The sequence below is a fragment of the Gymnodinialimonas sp. 202GB13-11 genome, from assembly GCF_040932485.1.
In the GTDB taxonomy this organism is placed as follows: domain Bacteria; phylum Pseudomonadota; class Alphaproteobacteria; order Rhodobacterales; family Rhodobacteraceae; genus Gymnodinialimonas; species Gymnodinialimonas hymeniacidonis.
On record NZ_JBFRBH010000001.1, the window covers coordinates 2,457,826 to 2,473,322 of the forward strand.

Here is a 15,497-nt window from a genome sequence, read left to right on the forward strand (position 1 = left end):
AACCAAATCGCCCCTCGCCCGGCAGGCTTTTTTTGCCAGGCAAAAGATGCCGAGAGGGAGACCGCGGGATGGTCCGGCGATGGTCGCCATTGAGGTGCGCCATTGGTTCGAGCACCCAATGACGACGCGGCCTGCGGCCTTGTTCCGTGCTTGGCGTCACACTTTGAATCGGCGCCTAACGCTGAACACTGAGAGAGAGATTAAGCCAAGAGCTGAAAAGCCGTAGAAAACTTGAAACCCAGCAGCAAAGTTGTTGCTTGGAATGACTAGCCGACGCCCAGAGACCACTCCGAGTGGTGATGTAAGCCCCTCGAAAGATGATACAATTGCTCTTTCTAGGCTGTCAGCGTGAGAGCCATCATTCAAGTTCGTACGCCAACCTGCCAATTGGTCGTTTGAAAGCCCAAGTTCCGAGCCGCTTAAGCAGATCATCAAGGTATTCAGAAGAAAAAGGCCCAACAACCATGCCAAAGGTTTGCCAGGAGATAGTCCGTGATCCGAAGTCAAACCCCATAGTCTAAGCCATAACCCATACAATCCACGCGTCGTTGATTGCTCGATGGCTAACTCATGGCCTCGCGCCAGATGGGCAATCTCTGAGCTTCCGGTTTTTCGTGCCCACTCTCCGAGATACCCAAAAGATGCTCGGTCAAGTTGCGGAACGGGCGCACGAAACTCCTGCTGGCTTAACCGTTCGCCCAGTTTCTCAGTACTCGTGGATAGGCTGACCCGATCGACGACAAGACTTCTCAGGGCAAGACTGCGATCTACACGGACTTGAAGAATTTGACAGTCCCTTAGCTCGATCTCTAGCTGCGAGCTCTTTTCCAACGAGGTCAGATCCAGTACTCCAATGACCCCTCCGTTGATCGCAAGACTATCAACAGTATCATTCTGCAGATACAAACGTCCGATTTCGCAATTCTCATAAAGAGTGTTTTTGTATTGAGTAGACGACTCACCGGCGCGGATACCGATCGCATGAGCCGAACTTGCTCCCGAATTCCCTTTCAGAAGGTTGAATGCCACGAGTGGCGGTGCTTCATCGCGTTCGCGCGTAATCACTACATCACTGTAGCCCCCAACCGATTTGACCACCAACGTGCTTCCATAGGATTCACCGCCCATCGCGGCCTCCAAGAGGCCTTCGAGGTTGTTGGACACAATGATGTCTTTGCTTCCGGATTTTTCGCCCTTGTTCGCCAGAACATAGCTGGTGAATTCTTTTGGGCGCGCCTGAAAAAGATCGGCGATTGAATTAAATCCCTTCGGAACGAGCATCCCGGGGCGATACTTCACTGGTTGCACTCCACAGCTTTGAAGAGGGAATTTCTCGATTTCAGGCAGCCGCTTTAATCGACATGCCTCCTTAACGAACCCTTAACGCCACACTCTTTCCTCAACAAAACCAATCCCTTAACCCCTCTGCTCACGCGTGAGCAGCCTCACCCGAACACCGCCTCGAACTCCCGCCATTCGCCCATCGACATGCCCGAGCTCTCCTGCGTCACGGCCTCCCCTGCGAGCCGCCGTTTGAGCACCTCAACGCCCTTGCCCGACAGCTGCACGCCGCCCATCCGGTAGTCCTCGAACGCGCCGTAGGCCGCAGGCACCCAGTCCTTCACCATCTCGCAAATCGCGTCCGCATAGACCCGGATTTCATACTGCGCGTGCGCATCCGCCCGCAGCCGCAGGAAGTGGAACAGGTTGTGCAGATCCACCTTCCAATACCATTGCGTGTAGACATTCGCAGGCAGGTTCATCCGCGCCAATTCGCGGGCGAGGCCCTTCTGGCCGTCCTGGCTCAGCATCTCCTCGTAATGGTCGTAAGCCCGCCCCGCATCGTCCTTCAGAACCCGCAAAACCCGCTCGGCCTCTTCGCCCTCCAGCGTCTCGCCACGTCCCTGATTGTTCACCACCGACTGCGCCGCCAGATGCTCGGGCTGAGGGATGTAGAATTCCCGGTCGAGGATCGAATACCGCGCCGAATATTCGTTCACATTCGCCGTCCGGTGCCGGATCCACTGCCGCGCCACGAAGACAGGCAGTTTCACATGCAGCTTGATCTCGCACATCTCGAACGGCGTCGAATGCCAGTGCCGCATCAGGTAGCGAATAAGCCCGCTATCATCCCGCGCCTTTTTCGTGCCCGCGCCATACGACACCCGCGCCGCCTGCACGATTGCCGCGTCATCGCCCATGTAATCCACGACCCGCACGAACCCGTGGTCTAGTACCGGCTTCGCCTCATAGAGGTGCTTCTCCATCCCCGGCGCCACGGCGCGCAGAGTCGGTTGCGGGTTGGAGCGGGCAGACTGGATATCCTCCAGTTGTTCAGGCGTCAGCGGCATGGCATGTCCTCAGGGAATCGGTGGATCGGCGGCGTGAGGCCACATATTGCCCCACGCGCTGCACCGACCGCAAGAAGTTGAGGGATCATGACAGGCTTGAGCGTGGCCAATCTGGAACGGCGGCAGGCAAAAAGCCCCTCAGCCCTCGGCCTGACCGCCCTGATCCTCGCCAAGATCGCCTACGCCGCGCTGTTCGGCATCCTGATCCTGTCGGCCCTCATCCTGACCCGCCTGATCTGGCAAGACGACTGGCCGCTGGCCCGCTACGACGCACTGGTGATCTTCGCCGTCACGACTCAAATCGTCTTCATCTGGCGTGGGCTTGAGACGTGGGAGGAGGCGAAAGTCATCCTCATCTTCCACATCACAGGCACGGTGATGGAGATCTTCAAACTCGCCCAAGGTTCATGGGATTATCCGGACCAGGGCATACTTGAGATCGGCGGCGTCCCCCTTTTCTCAGGCTTCATGTACGCCTCTGTGGGCAGCTTCATCGCGCGCGCCATCCGCATCTTCCACATTCAGTTCGCGCCCTACCCGGCGTTCTGGATGACATTCCTCCTCGCGCTCGCGATCTATGTGAACTTCTACACCCACCATTACACCTACGACATCCGCTGGGCGCTGTTCGCCGCCACGTTCATCCTCTTCTGGCGCACCCGCATCTGGTTCTACCCAGCCACCAATCCCCTCGCCATCCGCCTGCCCGTCGGCGCGTTCCTCTCGGCCTTCCTGCTCTGGATCGCCGAAAACATCGGCACCTTCACCCGGACATGGACCTACGAGACGCAAGGCGACACCGGCATCGTCGACATCGGCAAGTTCGGCTCCTGGTATCTGCTGCTGTTCGTGGCCTTCGTCACCGTCACTCTCGTGGTCCGCGACGCCATGCACCCCAAGCCGATCCAGCCGACCCCACGCGAAATTTAACGCGCCCCCGGGCTGTTCAACCGCCATTCCCGCGTTAAGCTACCCTGAACACCAAACACGGGGAGCATGTGCCACATGGGCATCCAATATCTTCACACGATGGTCCGGGTGAAAGACCTCGACGCCTCCATCGCCTTCTACAAGCTGCTGGGTCTGGAAGAGACGCGACGCATCGACAATGACGGCGGACGCTTTTCGCTGATCTTCCTTTCGCCTCCCGGGCAGGAGAATGCCGCGGTCGAATTGACCTACAATTGGGATGGCGACGAAGGCCTGCCCTCGGACAGCCGCCATTTCGGCCATCTCGCCTACCGCGTCGATAATATCTACGAGATGTGCCAACACCTGATGGACAACGGCGTCACCATCAACCGCCCGCCCCGCGACGGGCACATGGCCTTCGTCCGCTCGCCCGACAATGTCTCCATCGAACTGCTTCAAGCGGGCGACAGCCTGGACCCGGCGGAACCTTGGGCGTCGATGGAGAATACGGGCCATTGGTAAGGGCCGCCGCCCTCCTCGCGGCTTTGGCCGCCACACCCGCCGCCGCGCAGGACCAATGCCGCCTCGCCCTGCAACTGGGCATGGATGTCTCTGCCTCTGTCGATCAGGCGGAATACCGCATCCAGGTCGAAGGGCTGGCTGCGGCCCTGGTCGACCCCATCGTGACCGAGGCCTTCCTGAACGGCCCCGGCCCGGTCGCCTTGTCGATCTTCGAATGGTCGGGCCGCTTCCAGCAGGACATCATCGTCGATTGGGTGATGATCGAGACGGAGGCTGATCTGCTGGCCGTCGCCGAACGGGTCAATCAGGCGATCCGGGGCAATCAGGATTTCCCGACCGCGCTTGGTTATGCGTTGGGCTTCGCGTCCACCCGATTCCGCGAAGCCCCGGCCTGTCTTTTCCAGACGCTCGATATCTCTGGCGACGGCCAGAACAACGATGGCTTCCCCCCCTCCGCCGCATTCGAGCATTTTGATTTCGACGGCGTCACGGTGAACGGATTGGCCATCGGCGGCGCCTCGCGTGAGATCGAGGAATACTACCTCGAACAGGTGATCCACGGCCCCGGCGCATTCGTGGAATATGCGCTGAACCACGACGATTTCGCCGAGACCATGCGCAGAAAACTAGAACGGGAATTGCGCGCCATGATCCTTGGCGATGCGTTGACGAACGGACGCGACCTGCCCCCGATCACCACGTTCTGACCGGCCCACGCTCTATTGACGCGACCCTGTCTTCCACTGGTTTCAAATACTCAAACCTGCGCCGCTCTCAACCACAAACGCCGCGCCCGCAGTTGAAGCACCGGGCAGGGCGTCGTCGGGGGTGGGCGGGTGGGCCGACGTCGCCCTGCCCGGCCGGTCGTCAGACCGGCAACATCGCCGCCCCTACGCGCCGCCCTTCTGCCAATAGCACGTTATAGGTCCGGCACGCGGCGGGGGAGGCCATGACCTCCAGCCCGATCCCGGCCACTTCCAGCGTCTGCCGAAACGCCGCCGGAGGGTGCGCAATCTCGGCCCCCGTGCCGATCAGCAGGAAATCGACCTCACCGGCCTTGGCCGTGATCGTCGCCGCATCCTCAAACCCGGCCCATCCCGCCACACCCGATGGCGTGAGCAAAACCGCGCCCTGCACCACTTCACCGCCGACGCGGAAAAAGCCCGGCCCGTAGCCGTCCACCGGGCGGCTGTCATCAAAGCTGACTTCATTCATACGCATCGTATCACCCTTCCCAGATCGGCAGGCCCATCACGCCCGCAGCCCCGATCAGCACATAGGCCGCAGTTTTGTAGACGCCAGCGGCCTCCGGCCGGAACAGGCGCGCGCCGCTCCACGTGCCCACGGCATAGGGCAGCAGCAGGATCACGCCCAGCCAGATCGCGGGGCCGTCGATCAACCCCTGCAGCCACATCATCGGCATCATCAGAAGCGAGTTGAAGGTCAGGAAGCAGGCCAGATTGCCGCGCGTGACTTCCACCGATTGATCGCTGCCAAGGTTGAACAGGATAACGGGTGGCCCGTTCAGGCCAGTCGACCCGCCGGTTATCCCGCTGAGCGCGCCCACACCAGCGCGGAGGGGCGTGCCGCCCTTCAAGGGCACCTTCCAGCCCGCCAACAACGCGGCCAGTGTCACCAGTGTCAGGATACAAACCACCGTGCGGATCGTGACCTCAGGTGCCAGGCGCAACAGGGCAATCCCAAGCGGCATCGTAATCAATGACATCCCCACCATCAGCAGGGTTTGCGGACGGTTCGCAACCTTCCACGCCTTCGGGATGACCGTGACAAGTGAAGCCAACGCCGACAGCGAGAACGCTGCAATCGCCAGAGGCGGCGGCAGGAAAATCACGGCGAGCGGCATGAACACAAGCGCGGAGCCGAAGCCCGCGAACCCGTAAACCAATCCAGCAAGGAGGGAGGCCGCGCAGACCCAGACGAGGCCCGGCGTCGCCAGGGCCTCGACCAACGCCTCAGGCATCGACGTTCGCGAATTGCGTGCCGGACGCGCCGCCCCCATCGGACGGTTTGGACCAGTCGCGTTTCACGCCCAACATCAGAACCACGTTCTTGGCCACGTAGATCGACGAATAGGTGCCCACGATCACGCCCCAGAGGATCGCGAAGACGAAGCCGCGGATCACGTCGCCGCCCAGAACCAGCAGCGCAATCAGCGCCAAGGCCGTCGTGCCCGAGGTCATCAAGGTCCGGCTGAGCGTCTCGTTGGCAGAAAGGTTCATCACATCCCGCAAGGCGCGTTGCTTGTACTTGATCAAGTTCTCGCGCAGGCGGTCGAAGATCACCACGGTGTCGTTGATCGAATAGCCCACGATGGTCAGAAGTGCTGCGATGGTGGCCAGATCGAAGCGGATCTGGAACAGGCTGAAGACGCCGATAGTCAGGATCACGTCATGGATCAGGGCAGCCACAGCGCCGACCGAGAACTGCCATTCAAAGCGCAGCCAGATATAGACAAGGATCGCCCCGAGAGAGGCCAGAACCGCGATGATCGCGGTCTGGATCAGCTCACCCGAGACCTTGGGGCCAACGGATTCAACGGACGGAAACGTCATTTCGCTGTCCACGTTGGCCAGAAGAGCCGCCTCGATCGCTTCGATGGTTTCCGGCGTGACCGCCTCAACCCCCTCCTGCGCCTGAATGCGAACAGTGACGACGTATTGGTCTTCATCGAAATTCGGGTCGAACACGCGGGAGATCACCACATCGCCCAAATCCAGATCTTCCAACGCCGCACGGTAGTCGGCCACGTCGACCTCAACCGTGGCGTCCGTACGGATCGTCGTACCGCCCAGAAAGTCGATGCCGAAGTTCAGGCCAACCATCAGCCAGATCGCAATCGACGCGATCATGGCCACGATGGACGCGCCAAACGTGACCTTCGCATATTTGAAGAAATCGAAGTTGGTTTCCTGCGGAACAAGTCTCAGGCGCATATCAAACCTCGATTGTCTTGGGGCGGCGGCGCTCAAACCAGAAGATGATCAGAAGCCGTGTGACATAAATGGCCGTGAAGACCGACGTGACGATCCCGATCCCCAACGTGACGGAGAAGCCCCGCACGGGGCCGGAGCCGAGGACGAACAGGATCGTCGCAATGATGAAGGTCGTGATGTTGGCATCGATAATGGCGCTCAGCGCCCGCTCGTACCCCAACTCGATGGCCCGCGCAGGCCCGCGCGCCGTTTTCAGTTCTTCCCGGATGCGTTCAAACACCAGCACGTTGGCGTCCACTGCCATACCGATCGTCAGCACGATCCCCGCGATCCCCGGCAAGGTCAGCGTCGCCCCGATCAGCGACAGGACGCCAAAGATCATGCCCACGTTCAGGATCAACGCGATGGAGGCGAAGATACCGAACGTCCCGTAACTGAGGATCATGAACACAAGCACCGCCGCAAACGCCACCAAAGCCGCGATCTGTCCCGCCTCGATGCTGTCCGCGCCCAATTCCGGCCCGATGGTTCGCTCTTCCAGGAACGTCATCTCCGCCGGCAAGGCCCCGGCGCGCAGCAAGATCGCCAGCTCCGTCGAGGACTCCACCGTGAAGTTGCCGCTGATCTGGCCCGCACCGCCCGTGATCGCCTGCCGGATTACCGGGGCGCTGATCACCTCTTCATCCAGCACAATCGCAAACGGCGCGCCCACATTGGCCGCCGTATATTCGCCAAACGCCCGCGCACCGGACGGGTTGAACCGGAACGTCACCACGGGCAGCCCGCTTTGCTGGTCAAACGAGGGCTGGCTGTCCACCAGATCATCGCCCGTCACCACCGGCGTCTGCTCAAGAATGTAGAATGTTCCCTGCTCATCGGGGTCAATCGACGGCAGCACCATCTGACGGCTTTCAACCTGCTCGTCGGCGGATCCCGCACGCCCCACAACCGGGTGGAACGTCAGCCGCGCGGTTGTCCCGATCAGGTCCTTCAATTCCTGGGCCGAGCCGATCCCCGGCACCTGGATCAGAATACGGTCCTGCCCCTGCCGCTGAATGGTCGGCTCCCGCGTGCCCGCCTCATCCACACGACGCCGCACAATCTCGATCGATTGCTGCATCGTCCGGTCATTCGTGGCCTGCTGTTCCGCATCGCTCAGACGCACCGTCAGGATATTGCCCGACCCGCTCACATCCAGCGTGCTTTCACCGATCCCACCCGTCAGGCTGACCACCGGCTGGCCCAACTCGCGCACCGCGGCAACCGCCGCAGGCATGCCTTCGACATTGCGGATCAAGACCTGCAACTGGCCGGGATCTGTATCCTGTCGCTGGATGCCGCCCGTTTCAGCCTGCAACTCACGCAGCGCGTTGCGGACCTCGGGCCAAAGCCCATCCATCCGCGCCTCGTACACATCTTCAACCTGCACCTCGGCCAGCAGATGCGCACCGCCCCGCAGGTCGAGGCCGAGGTTCACCAACGTCGCCGGAAGCACGTCGGGCCACAAAGCCTGCTCGGCCAAAAGCTCTTCGGTCTCAACGCCTTCCCGCTCCATCTCGGCCACGGCATCATTGTGCCGCTCCACTCGCTCATAGAAGAAATTCGGGAAGGCGAATGTCAGCCCCGCCAGCAGCACGAGCAGGATGAACAGCCGGTTCCAGAGCGGGATCTGAAGCATGTGTGGTCCTCGCAGGGAGGGGCGTGAACCGCCCGCTTAATCGTTCTCGCCAGCAGCGCGCCCGAATTTGCGCGCCGTCAGCAGGGATCAGTCGTTTGCAGGCTCGGTCTTGGAGCGGACCTGCGCAATCGTCGGCCGCAGCACCCGGATGCGCACATCCTTGGCGATCTCGACCTCAACCTCGGTGTCGTCCTTCACCTTGGTGATCTTGCCAATGAGGCCACCTTGCGTGACAACCTCATCCCCCCGGCGCAGCGCCTCGACCATCGCCTGATGCTCTTTCACCTTCTTCTGCTGAGGGCGGATCAGGAAGAAATACATGATCACGAGGATCAGGATCAGCGGGATCACCTGGCCGAAGGCTTCCATGGGCGGGGTCCTTTGTTTGTTGGTCTTGGCGCGGCTTTGCGCGCCGGTGTCAAAATTTGCGGCACCCTAGTTGGGAGGCGGGCAGAGTGCAACGGGTCCTAAAGGGCCAGATGGGCGCGGGAACGGAGGGGTGCAAGGCGTGAGGGAGGATAAGGTGCGGCTGTCGCTTGGTGGCGACACTGGTGCGTCTGGTTGCAGGTCGCCGCGATTACCGCAAAAGTGAGTGAGATGGCAGAACCTGACCCGATCCACCGCGTCCAAATCGAAGACGACCATGTCGATGCGCAAATCAACCGCATCAATGAGCTGACGAGGGTCGGGCGCACGAACTGGTTCGGGCTACTGGCGTATCTCGCGTTTGCGACGGTCACCGTTCTCGGCGTCGAGGACGCGGATTTCTTTCTTGATACACGACAGACGACACTTCCGCTGATCGGTGTTTCGATCCCTACTTTGTCATTCTTCATCTTTGCACCAATTCTTGGCGCAGCCCTTTACGTTTATCTACACCTCCATATTCGAAAAATGGGCGCGGCAATTCATGCCCCGAACCCTTTCCCGAAAAGAGATGATGTCCGATTGGAGCACTATCTTAATTCATGGCTCCTCGTGGATCTCCTATTGAAGATGCGCGGCGACGGCGCGATCGAGGACCGCCCATTGGACTGGGGCGTGAAATGGCTGACGCTGGGGCTCGTCTGGTGGGCGGCACCGCTTGTGCTGGTCCTCTTCTGGTACCACAGCTGGGTCGCGCACCAATGGGTACTCACGTTGGGGATTGTCGGACTGACGACACTTTCTGGTCTGGCAGGGATCGTCTCTTGGATCTCAGTACGTTCCGCACTGGGGTCCCAATTACGCGCTGAAAGAGATAGTTTAGTCTACGCGGTCGGCTTCGCACCAATCATGATTGCTTGTGCCTTGTTGGGCATGGTCAAGACCCATTGGGGAATGGTGCGCGATTTCAGCAATCCCGTCGTATTGCCAAGTGACGCGACAGCACAGATCTGGCTGGATTCAACATTCTCAAGTTTTCTGTTCCTTGAAACAGCAAACCTACAAAACCTTCAAACGATTGATTTGCCCGCCAATCAGCGCGACTACGCTGTGGCGCGACGGCAGTACAGAATAGAATGGTGTGGCCGTGTGAACCTGGAAATGAGCGAATGTGGCCCCGACGTCGAATGGGCCGGTGCGCGCCCAAGTAGCGTGGTAAGCGCAAGAGAAGATTGGTGCAGCACGCATCGTGCCGATTTACAAGGTCTCGATTGTGAACAGCATTTCGCGAACCTCGAAGCTGAATTCTTCACGCTTTGGGAAAGTTACCGAGCTGACCAAATCCTCTCGCTGGGACCGCCAAACTTGGCAAACCGTGATTTGCGCAATGCAGACTTGCGCGGGGCTCAGTTGTTCGGTGCGGTTCTGACCAACGCAAACCTGCAGGGGGCAGACCTCTCAGAAGCACAACTGCAAACGGCACAGATGAATTCCGTCCAGCTGCAAGGCGCCCGATTGTCCGGAGCAAATCTCCAGGAAGCGAACATGGTTCTTGCAAATCTAAGCGGCGCGAACCTCAATGACGCATCACTTCAAAGGGCTAATCTTGGTGCGGCTCAAGGCGCGGGCGGGACAACTTTTCGCAACGCAAACTTTCAAGGCGCAAGAATGTTTGGGGCGCGCTTTCTGGGCCAAGACTTTATTGATGCGGAATTTCAGGGAGCGCGATTGCACGAAAGCGACTTGCGTTATGCGAACCTATCCAATTCGCAATTTCAAGACACGCAACTGTTCGGAGTACGGCTACACGGAGCACAGTTGACCCGCATCTCACTCTCCCAAGGCACAAGAATTGCCGATGCCGAACTTCAAGGAGCCGCAATCTCCGAGATTTCAGAGGCTGAGATTGAATGGATCGACGATCACTGGAACGATGTGATCGTGTTCAACGAGGTTCTGGCGGAGCGAGCACCTGACCATTGGATTGTTATGGAGGGCAGGTTCACAAACGAAGACTTCATAACCCAATGGCGCGACTGGGCCGCCACCCTCGATCCACCCGTCACCATCGCCCCCGATTACCGCCCGTAGGGTGGGTGCAACCCACCATTCCTCCGCACAAAACCCACCCCAAACCCCAAAATCCGTGCGCAGATCTGTAACTACAGAATAACTACAGGTTCACTACACAATCACTCACCCCCAAACCGCCCCCTTCCCCCCTTCGCGCCCCTCTGGCATACCCCCGCCAAACTACACCCACCGGAGGCCACCCCATGCACGACATCCGCATGATCCGCGACAATCCCGCAGCGTTCGACGCCGCCCTCTCGCGCCGTGGTTTGTCGCCCATGTCCTCCGATATCCTCGCGATTGACGAGGCCCGCCGCGCCGCGATCACGGCCGCCGAAGCAGCGCAAGCCGACCGCAACGCCGCCTCCAAGGAAGTCGGCAAAGCCAAGGCCAGCGGGGACGAGGCCGAATTCGAGCGTCTCCGCGCGTTAGTTGCTGAAAAGAAAGATGAAATCGCCCGTCTGGAGGATGAGGCGAAGGCCAAGGATGCCGAGCTGACGGCCATTCTGGAGGCCATTCCCAACCTCCCTGCCGACGACATTCCCGACGGGGATGACGAGGAGGATAACGTCGAACTCCACCGCCGCGGCACTCCGCGCACGTTCGATTTCCAGCCGGTTGAGCACTTCGACATCCCCGCCGTCAAACCGAGCATGGATTTCGAGACCGCCGCCAAACTCTCCGGCAGCCGTTTCGTCCTGCTCAGCGGCGCCATCGCCCGCCTCCACCGCGCTCTGGCGCAATTTATGCTGGATATTCATACCGTTGAGAACGGCCTCACCGAAGTCAACGCGCCGGTTTTGGTCCGCAATGAGACGATGTACGGCACCGGCCAACTGCCCAAATTCGGCGAGGACAGCTACCAGACAACCAATGGCTGGTGGCTCATCCCCACGTCCGAGGTCAGCCTCACCAACATTGTCGCAAACGCCACGATCGACGAGGATTACCTCCCCCGTCGCTACACCGCTCACAGCCTCTGTTTCCGGTCTGAGGCAGGCTCCGCCGGCCGCGACACAGCGGGCATGCTCCGCCAGCACCAATTCGAAAAGGTGGAGATGGTCTCCGTCACGCATCCTGAAAAAAGTGACGAAGAACAACAGCGTATGCTGGGATGCGCCGAGGGCATCCTCGACCGCCTGAACATCCCCTACCGCACGGTTGTCCTCTGCACCGGCGATATGGGCTTCGGCGCCGTGCGCACCTACGATATCGAAGCGTGGCTCCCCGGCCAGAACACATACCGTGAGATCAGTTCCGTCTCCACCTGTGGTGCCTTCCAGGCCCGACGCATGAATGCCCGCTTCAAGCCGTCCGAAGGCGGCAAGCCCGAGTTCGTCCACACCCTCAACGGCTCCGGCCTCGCCGTGGGCCGCTGCCTGATCGCGGTGCTGGAGAATGGGCAGGAAGCGGACGGGTCGGTCTCGCTGCCCGAGGCGCTCCACCCCTATCTGGGCGGCAAAACGCGCGTCGACAGCGACGGCACACTCGTCTGAGCCGCCCGACGGAACCATCGCATAAGTAACGCGTTAGTTCGCATGACTTATATGCATGTTCCCGCGCAAACGGATCGCGCCCGCCTCTGGGCCATCCTTTGCCTGACCGCCTCAATCGCCTTTGCGATGGTCCCTTTCTTTGCCACGCCATTCGGCGGGTTCGAGGCAGATCGCTTCCCCGTTCCGGTCACGGATTTACCGATCCAACCGGCTGGATGGGCCTTTTCCATCTGGGGTGTGATTTACCTCTGGCTGATCCTCAGCACTGGCTACGGCTTGTTCAAGCGTGACGACGATGCACGCTGGACCGGCCATCGGCCATGGCTGTTCGTCTCGCTCTCTGTTGGGGCCGCGTGGATCCCTGTCGCTAATGTGAGCCCAATTTGGGCCACCGTGCTGATCCTAGTCATGTTGGTCACGGCCCTGGTCGCACTCGCGAAAGCTCCGATTATCGAGCGGGCATGGGCGCGCTGGCCCATCGGGCTCTACGCCGGTTGGCTAACGGCCGCCAGCTTCGTCTCCCTCGCAACCATTACCGCAGGTTACGGCATTGCATCGCCGGAGCTGGCGAGCTGGGTCGCCTTACCAATCGCCATCATAGTGGCCGCCGCAATCACCTGGCGTGTTTGGACATGGACGTACCCGCTCGCGGTGATGTGGGCCGCAGTCGGAATTGCGATCGCCGCCTGGCCCTCAGGGTTCGCATGGGGTGCGGCGGGCGGCGCTTGCCTCATGATGGCTTTTGCAAGCATGGCCGTCGCCCGCAGGATGTGACCGCCAACTGGGCTGGCCGTTGCGCAAGCACTGTTCTACATGCCACGCATGCATACACTTATCGCCGCCCTCACATTCGCGACAGCCATTGCCTTCGCGGTTGTGCCGGTCTTCACGCAGCCCTTTACCGGCTTCGATCCGGCGCAGCTTCCCATCCCGGTCGAACGTCTGCCGATCCAGCCCGCAGGCTATGCCTTCGCGCTTTGGGGCTTGATCTATCTGGGCCTCATCGCGTCCGCCGCCTACGGCCTGTTCAAGCACGCCATTGATCCGGACTGGGCCCCATTTCGACCATGGCTGATCATCTCCATGGTTCTGGGGGCCGCGTGGATCCCCGTGGCGTTAGCTGCACCCGTCCCGGCAACTGTGATGATCATTGCCATGTGGGCCAGCGCGCTTGCGGCGCTTCTTAGATCCCCCGCCACGCCATATGCACGCGCGCCGATTGGCCTTTACACAGGCTGGCTCACCGCCGCGTCTTGCGTGGCGGCCAGCACGGTGGCAGCAGGCTATGGCCTTGCCTCGCAAAACACAGCCAGCTGGATCGCACTGGCTATCGCCCTCATCGCGACCATCACGATCACCCGCAAAACAGACACACTCGCCTATCCCGGCGCGGTCGTCTGGGCATTGATCGGCACCATGATCGCGAACTGGAACATCTTTCCTGCTTTCGCAACCGCCGCCGCCCTCGGCGCGCTTTTGCTGATCGCCATCGCACTGGGTCGCCGCATAGAGGCGCAGTCAACCTGACGCGAAACCCGGTCTTCCACTGGTTCCAAATACTTTAAATTCTTGTACCGCGAGCCACATGCACCGGCGCCTGCAGACTGGCCCGGGTGGACGAGAGGGGGTGGGCGGGCGGGCCTTTCGCCCAACCGGGCCACGCCACCGCTGGACGCCCCCCGCGCCACCGGATACACCCGCGCCCATGCGTATTCTCATCACCAACGACGACGGCATCAATGCCCCCGGCCTCAAGGTCCTGCACGCCATCGCAGCCGAGCTTGCGGGTGCGGACAATGTCTGGACCGTCGCACCTGCGTTCGAGCAATCGGGCGTCGGCCATTGCATCTCTTACGTGCACCCCACCCTGATCTCGGAATTTGGGCCGCAGCGCTTCGCCGCCGAAGGCTCACCCGCCGATTGCGTTATCGCCGGCCTGCATGAGGTGATGAAAGACAGCCCCCCCGACCTGATCCTGTCGGGCGTGAACAAGGGTAACAACTCGGCTGAGAACACGCTTTATTCCGGCACCATCGGTGCGGCGATTGAAGCGGCTATTCAAGGCGTACCTGCCATCGCGCTCTCGCAATACTATGGCCCTGCTAATATCAGCCTCGACAACAGTTTTGAGGCCGCAGCGACCCACGGTGCCGACGTGATCCGCAAGATCCTCGCAGCACCCGGTGCGTTCGACAGCGTGCCCTACAAGCTTTTCTACAACGTCAATTTCCCGCCCTGCCCCGCGGCGGATGTCAAAGGCACCCGCGTGGTGGCCCAAGGCTTCCGCGAGGGGCAGTCGGGCATGGGCATGAAGGCCGACATCGCCCCCAACGGTCGCAAGTTCCTGTGGATCACAGGCAACCCGCAAAACGTCTCCTCCGGCGCGGACACGGACGCTACGGTCAACATCGAAGGCTATATCTCGGTCACGCCCATGCGCGCTGATCTAACCGCGCGCGACCGTCTCGAAGACCTGAAAGCCGCCGTCGAATGAGCGACACGCGGGGCTATGACGCGGAACGCAAGATGCAGTTCCTGTTCCAGCTCCGCCAGAAGGGGATAACCGACAAGCGCGTACTGGAAGCGATGGAGAAAGTGGATCGCGGTGCCTATGTGCGCGGCCATTTCGCTACCCGCGCGTACGAGGATATGCCGCTTCCCATCGCCTCGGGCCAGACGATCAGCCAGCCCTCGGTTGTGGGTCTGATGACCCAGGCGCTTGAGGTGCAGCCGCGCGATACTGTGCTCGAAGTGGGCACTGGCTCTGGCTATCAGGCCGCGATCCTGAGCCATCTGGCCCGCCGCATCTACACGGTCGACCGCCATCGCAACCTGACCCGCGACGCGGAGCTCGCCTTTACCCGCGAGGGCCTAGTGAACATCACGGTCATCACCGGCGATGGCTCTTTCGGGTTACCGGATCAGGGCCCATTTGACCGCATCCTTGTGACCGCCGCCGCAGAGGATCCGCCCGGCCCCCTGATGCAGCAGCTTAAGCCCGGTGGTGTCATGGTCGTGCCCGTGGGCCAATCAGATGCCGTGCAAAGCCTAATCAAAGTCACCCGCATCGACGACGGCTTCGACTATGAAGAGATCATGCCGGTGCGCTTCGTGCCCTTGATGGAAGGCGTTGCGCGGGAGTGAT

Annotated in this window: 16 protein-coding genes; 9 read left to right on the top strand and 7 right to left on the bottom strand. The window is 60.8% G+C overall.

Annotation, left to right across the window (positions count from 1 at the left end; all coding sequences use genetic code 11):
* Positions 1-156 precede the first annotated feature (156 nt).
* Complete coding sequence (locus tag V8J81_RS12375; protein WP_368476059.1) at positions 157-1,299, bottom strand: hypothetical protein; 1,143 nt, start codon at positions 1,297-1,299, stop codon at positions 157-159.
* 146 nt (positions 1,300-1,445) lie between these two features.
* Positions 1,446-2,351 carry an FAD-dependent thymidylate synthase gene (gene thyX, locus V8J81_RS12380; RefSeq protein WP_368476060.1) on the bottom strand — a complete coding sequence of 302 codons (906 nt, stop codon included), beginning with the start codon at positions 2,349-2,351 and terminating at the stop codon, positions 1,446-1,448.
* An 87-nt stretch (positions 2,352-2,438) separates the two neighbouring features.
* Between thyX and V8J81_RS12385 the strand changes: the two genes are divergently transcribed.
* The 3 genes from V8J81_RS12385 (at position 2,439) to V8J81_RS12395 (ending at position 4,492) form a co-directional block, all read left to right on the top strand.
* Positions 2,439-3,281: a DUF817 domain-containing protein gene (locus V8J81_RS12385; RefSeq protein ID WP_368476061.1), complete on the top strand. Its 843-nt coding sequence runs from the start codon at positions 2,439-2,441 to the stop codon at positions 3,279-3,281.
* Positions 3,282-3,356: 75 nt separating this feature from the next.
* Positions 3,357-3,785, top strand: coding sequence for a VOC family protein (locus V8J81_RS12390; RefSeq protein WP_368476062.1), 429 nt, complete (start codon positions 3,357-3,359; stop codon positions 3,783-3,785).
* A complete protein-coding gene (locus V8J81_RS12395) occupies positions 3,752-4,492 on the top strand; it encodes a DUF1194 domain-containing protein (protein ID WP_368476063.1) in 741 nt (246 codons plus the stop codon). Before V8J81_RS12390 ends, V8J81_RS12395 begins: the two co-directional genes overlap by 34 nt.
* A gap of 160 nt (positions 4,493-4,652) precedes the next feature.
* Here V8J81_RS12395 and V8J81_RS12400 read toward each other — a convergent pair whose 3' ends face one another.
* The 5 genes from V8J81_RS12400 to yajC form a co-directional block, all read right to left on the bottom strand.
* The gene (locus tag V8J81_RS12400) at positions 4,653-5,006 is read right to left on the bottom strand and encodes an Mth938-like domain-containing protein (RefSeq protein WP_368476064.1); all 354 of its coding nucleotides are present in this window, start codon (positions 5,004-5,006) and stop codon (positions 4,653-4,655) included.
* 4 nt (positions 5,007-5,010) lie between these two features.
* Entirely contained in the window at positions 5,011-5,766 is a 756-nt protein-coding gene (locus V8J81_RS12405) for a sulfite exporter TauE/SafE family protein (RefSeq protein ID WP_368476065.1), read from the bottom strand.
* Positions 5,759-6,739 (bottom strand): protein translocase subunit SecF, encoded by a 981-nt coding sequence (gene secF, locus V8J81_RS12410; RefSeq protein ID WP_368476066.1) that lies wholly within the window; start codon positions 6,737-6,739, stop codon positions 5,759-5,761. Before secF ends, V8J81_RS12405 begins: the two co-directional genes overlap by 8 nt.
* A 1-nt stretch (position 6,740) precedes the next feature.
* Entirely contained in the window at positions 6,741-8,417 is a 1,677-nt protein-coding gene (gene secD / locus V8J81_RS12415; protein ID WP_368476067.1) for a protein translocase subunit SecD, read from the bottom strand.
* An 87-nt stretch (positions 8,418-8,504) separates the two neighbouring features.
* Entirely contained in the window at positions 8,505-8,786 is a 282-nt protein-coding gene (yajC, locus tag V8J81_RS12420) for a preprotein translocase subunit YajC (protein ID WP_368476068.1), read from the bottom strand.
* 228 nt (positions 8,787-9,014) lie between these two features.
* Here yajC and V8J81_RS12425 point away from each other — a divergent pair, with 228 nt between their 5' ends.
* From V8J81_RS12425 to V8J81_RS12450, 6 genes are all read left to right on the top strand, one after another.
* Entirely contained in the window at positions 9,015-10,874 is a 1,860-nt protein-coding gene (locus V8J81_RS12425; RefSeq protein ID WP_368476069.1) for a pentapeptide repeat-containing protein, read from the top strand.
* 185 nt (positions 10,875-11,059) lie between these two features.
* Positions 11,060-12,352 carry a serine--tRNA ligase gene (serS, locus tag V8J81_RS12430; protein WP_368476070.1) on the top strand — a complete coding sequence of 431 codons (1,293 nt, stop codon included), beginning with the start codon at positions 11,060-11,062 and terminating at the stop codon, positions 12,350-12,352.
* A gap of 42 nt (positions 12,353-12,394) precedes the next feature.
* On the top strand, positions 12,395-13,126 hold the full coding sequence (locus tag V8J81_RS12435; RefSeq protein WP_368476071.1) for a TspO-related membrane protein: 732 nt from the start codon (positions 12,395-12,397) through the stop codon (positions 13,124-13,126).
* Between the two features lie 48 nt (positions 13,127-13,174).
* A complete protein-coding gene (locus V8J81_RS12440; protein WP_368476072.1) occupies positions 13,175-13,879 on the top strand; it encodes a TspO-related membrane protein in 705 nt (234 codons plus the stop codon).
* 178 nt (positions 13,880-14,057) lie between these two features.
* On the top strand, positions 14,058-14,846 hold the full coding sequence (gene surE, locus V8J81_RS12445; protein ID WP_368476073.1) for a 5'/3'-nucleotidase SurE: 789 nt from the start codon (positions 14,058-14,060) through the stop codon (positions 14,844-14,846).
* A complete protein-coding gene (locus V8J81_RS12450; RefSeq protein ID WP_368476074.1) occupies positions 14,843-15,496 on the top strand; it encodes a protein-L-isoaspartate(D-aspartate) O-methyltransferase in 654 nt (217 codons plus the stop codon). The genes surE and V8J81_RS12450 overlap by 4 nt, the downstream gene beginning before the upstream one ends.
* The last annotated feature ends 1 nt before the right edge of the window (position 15,497 follow it).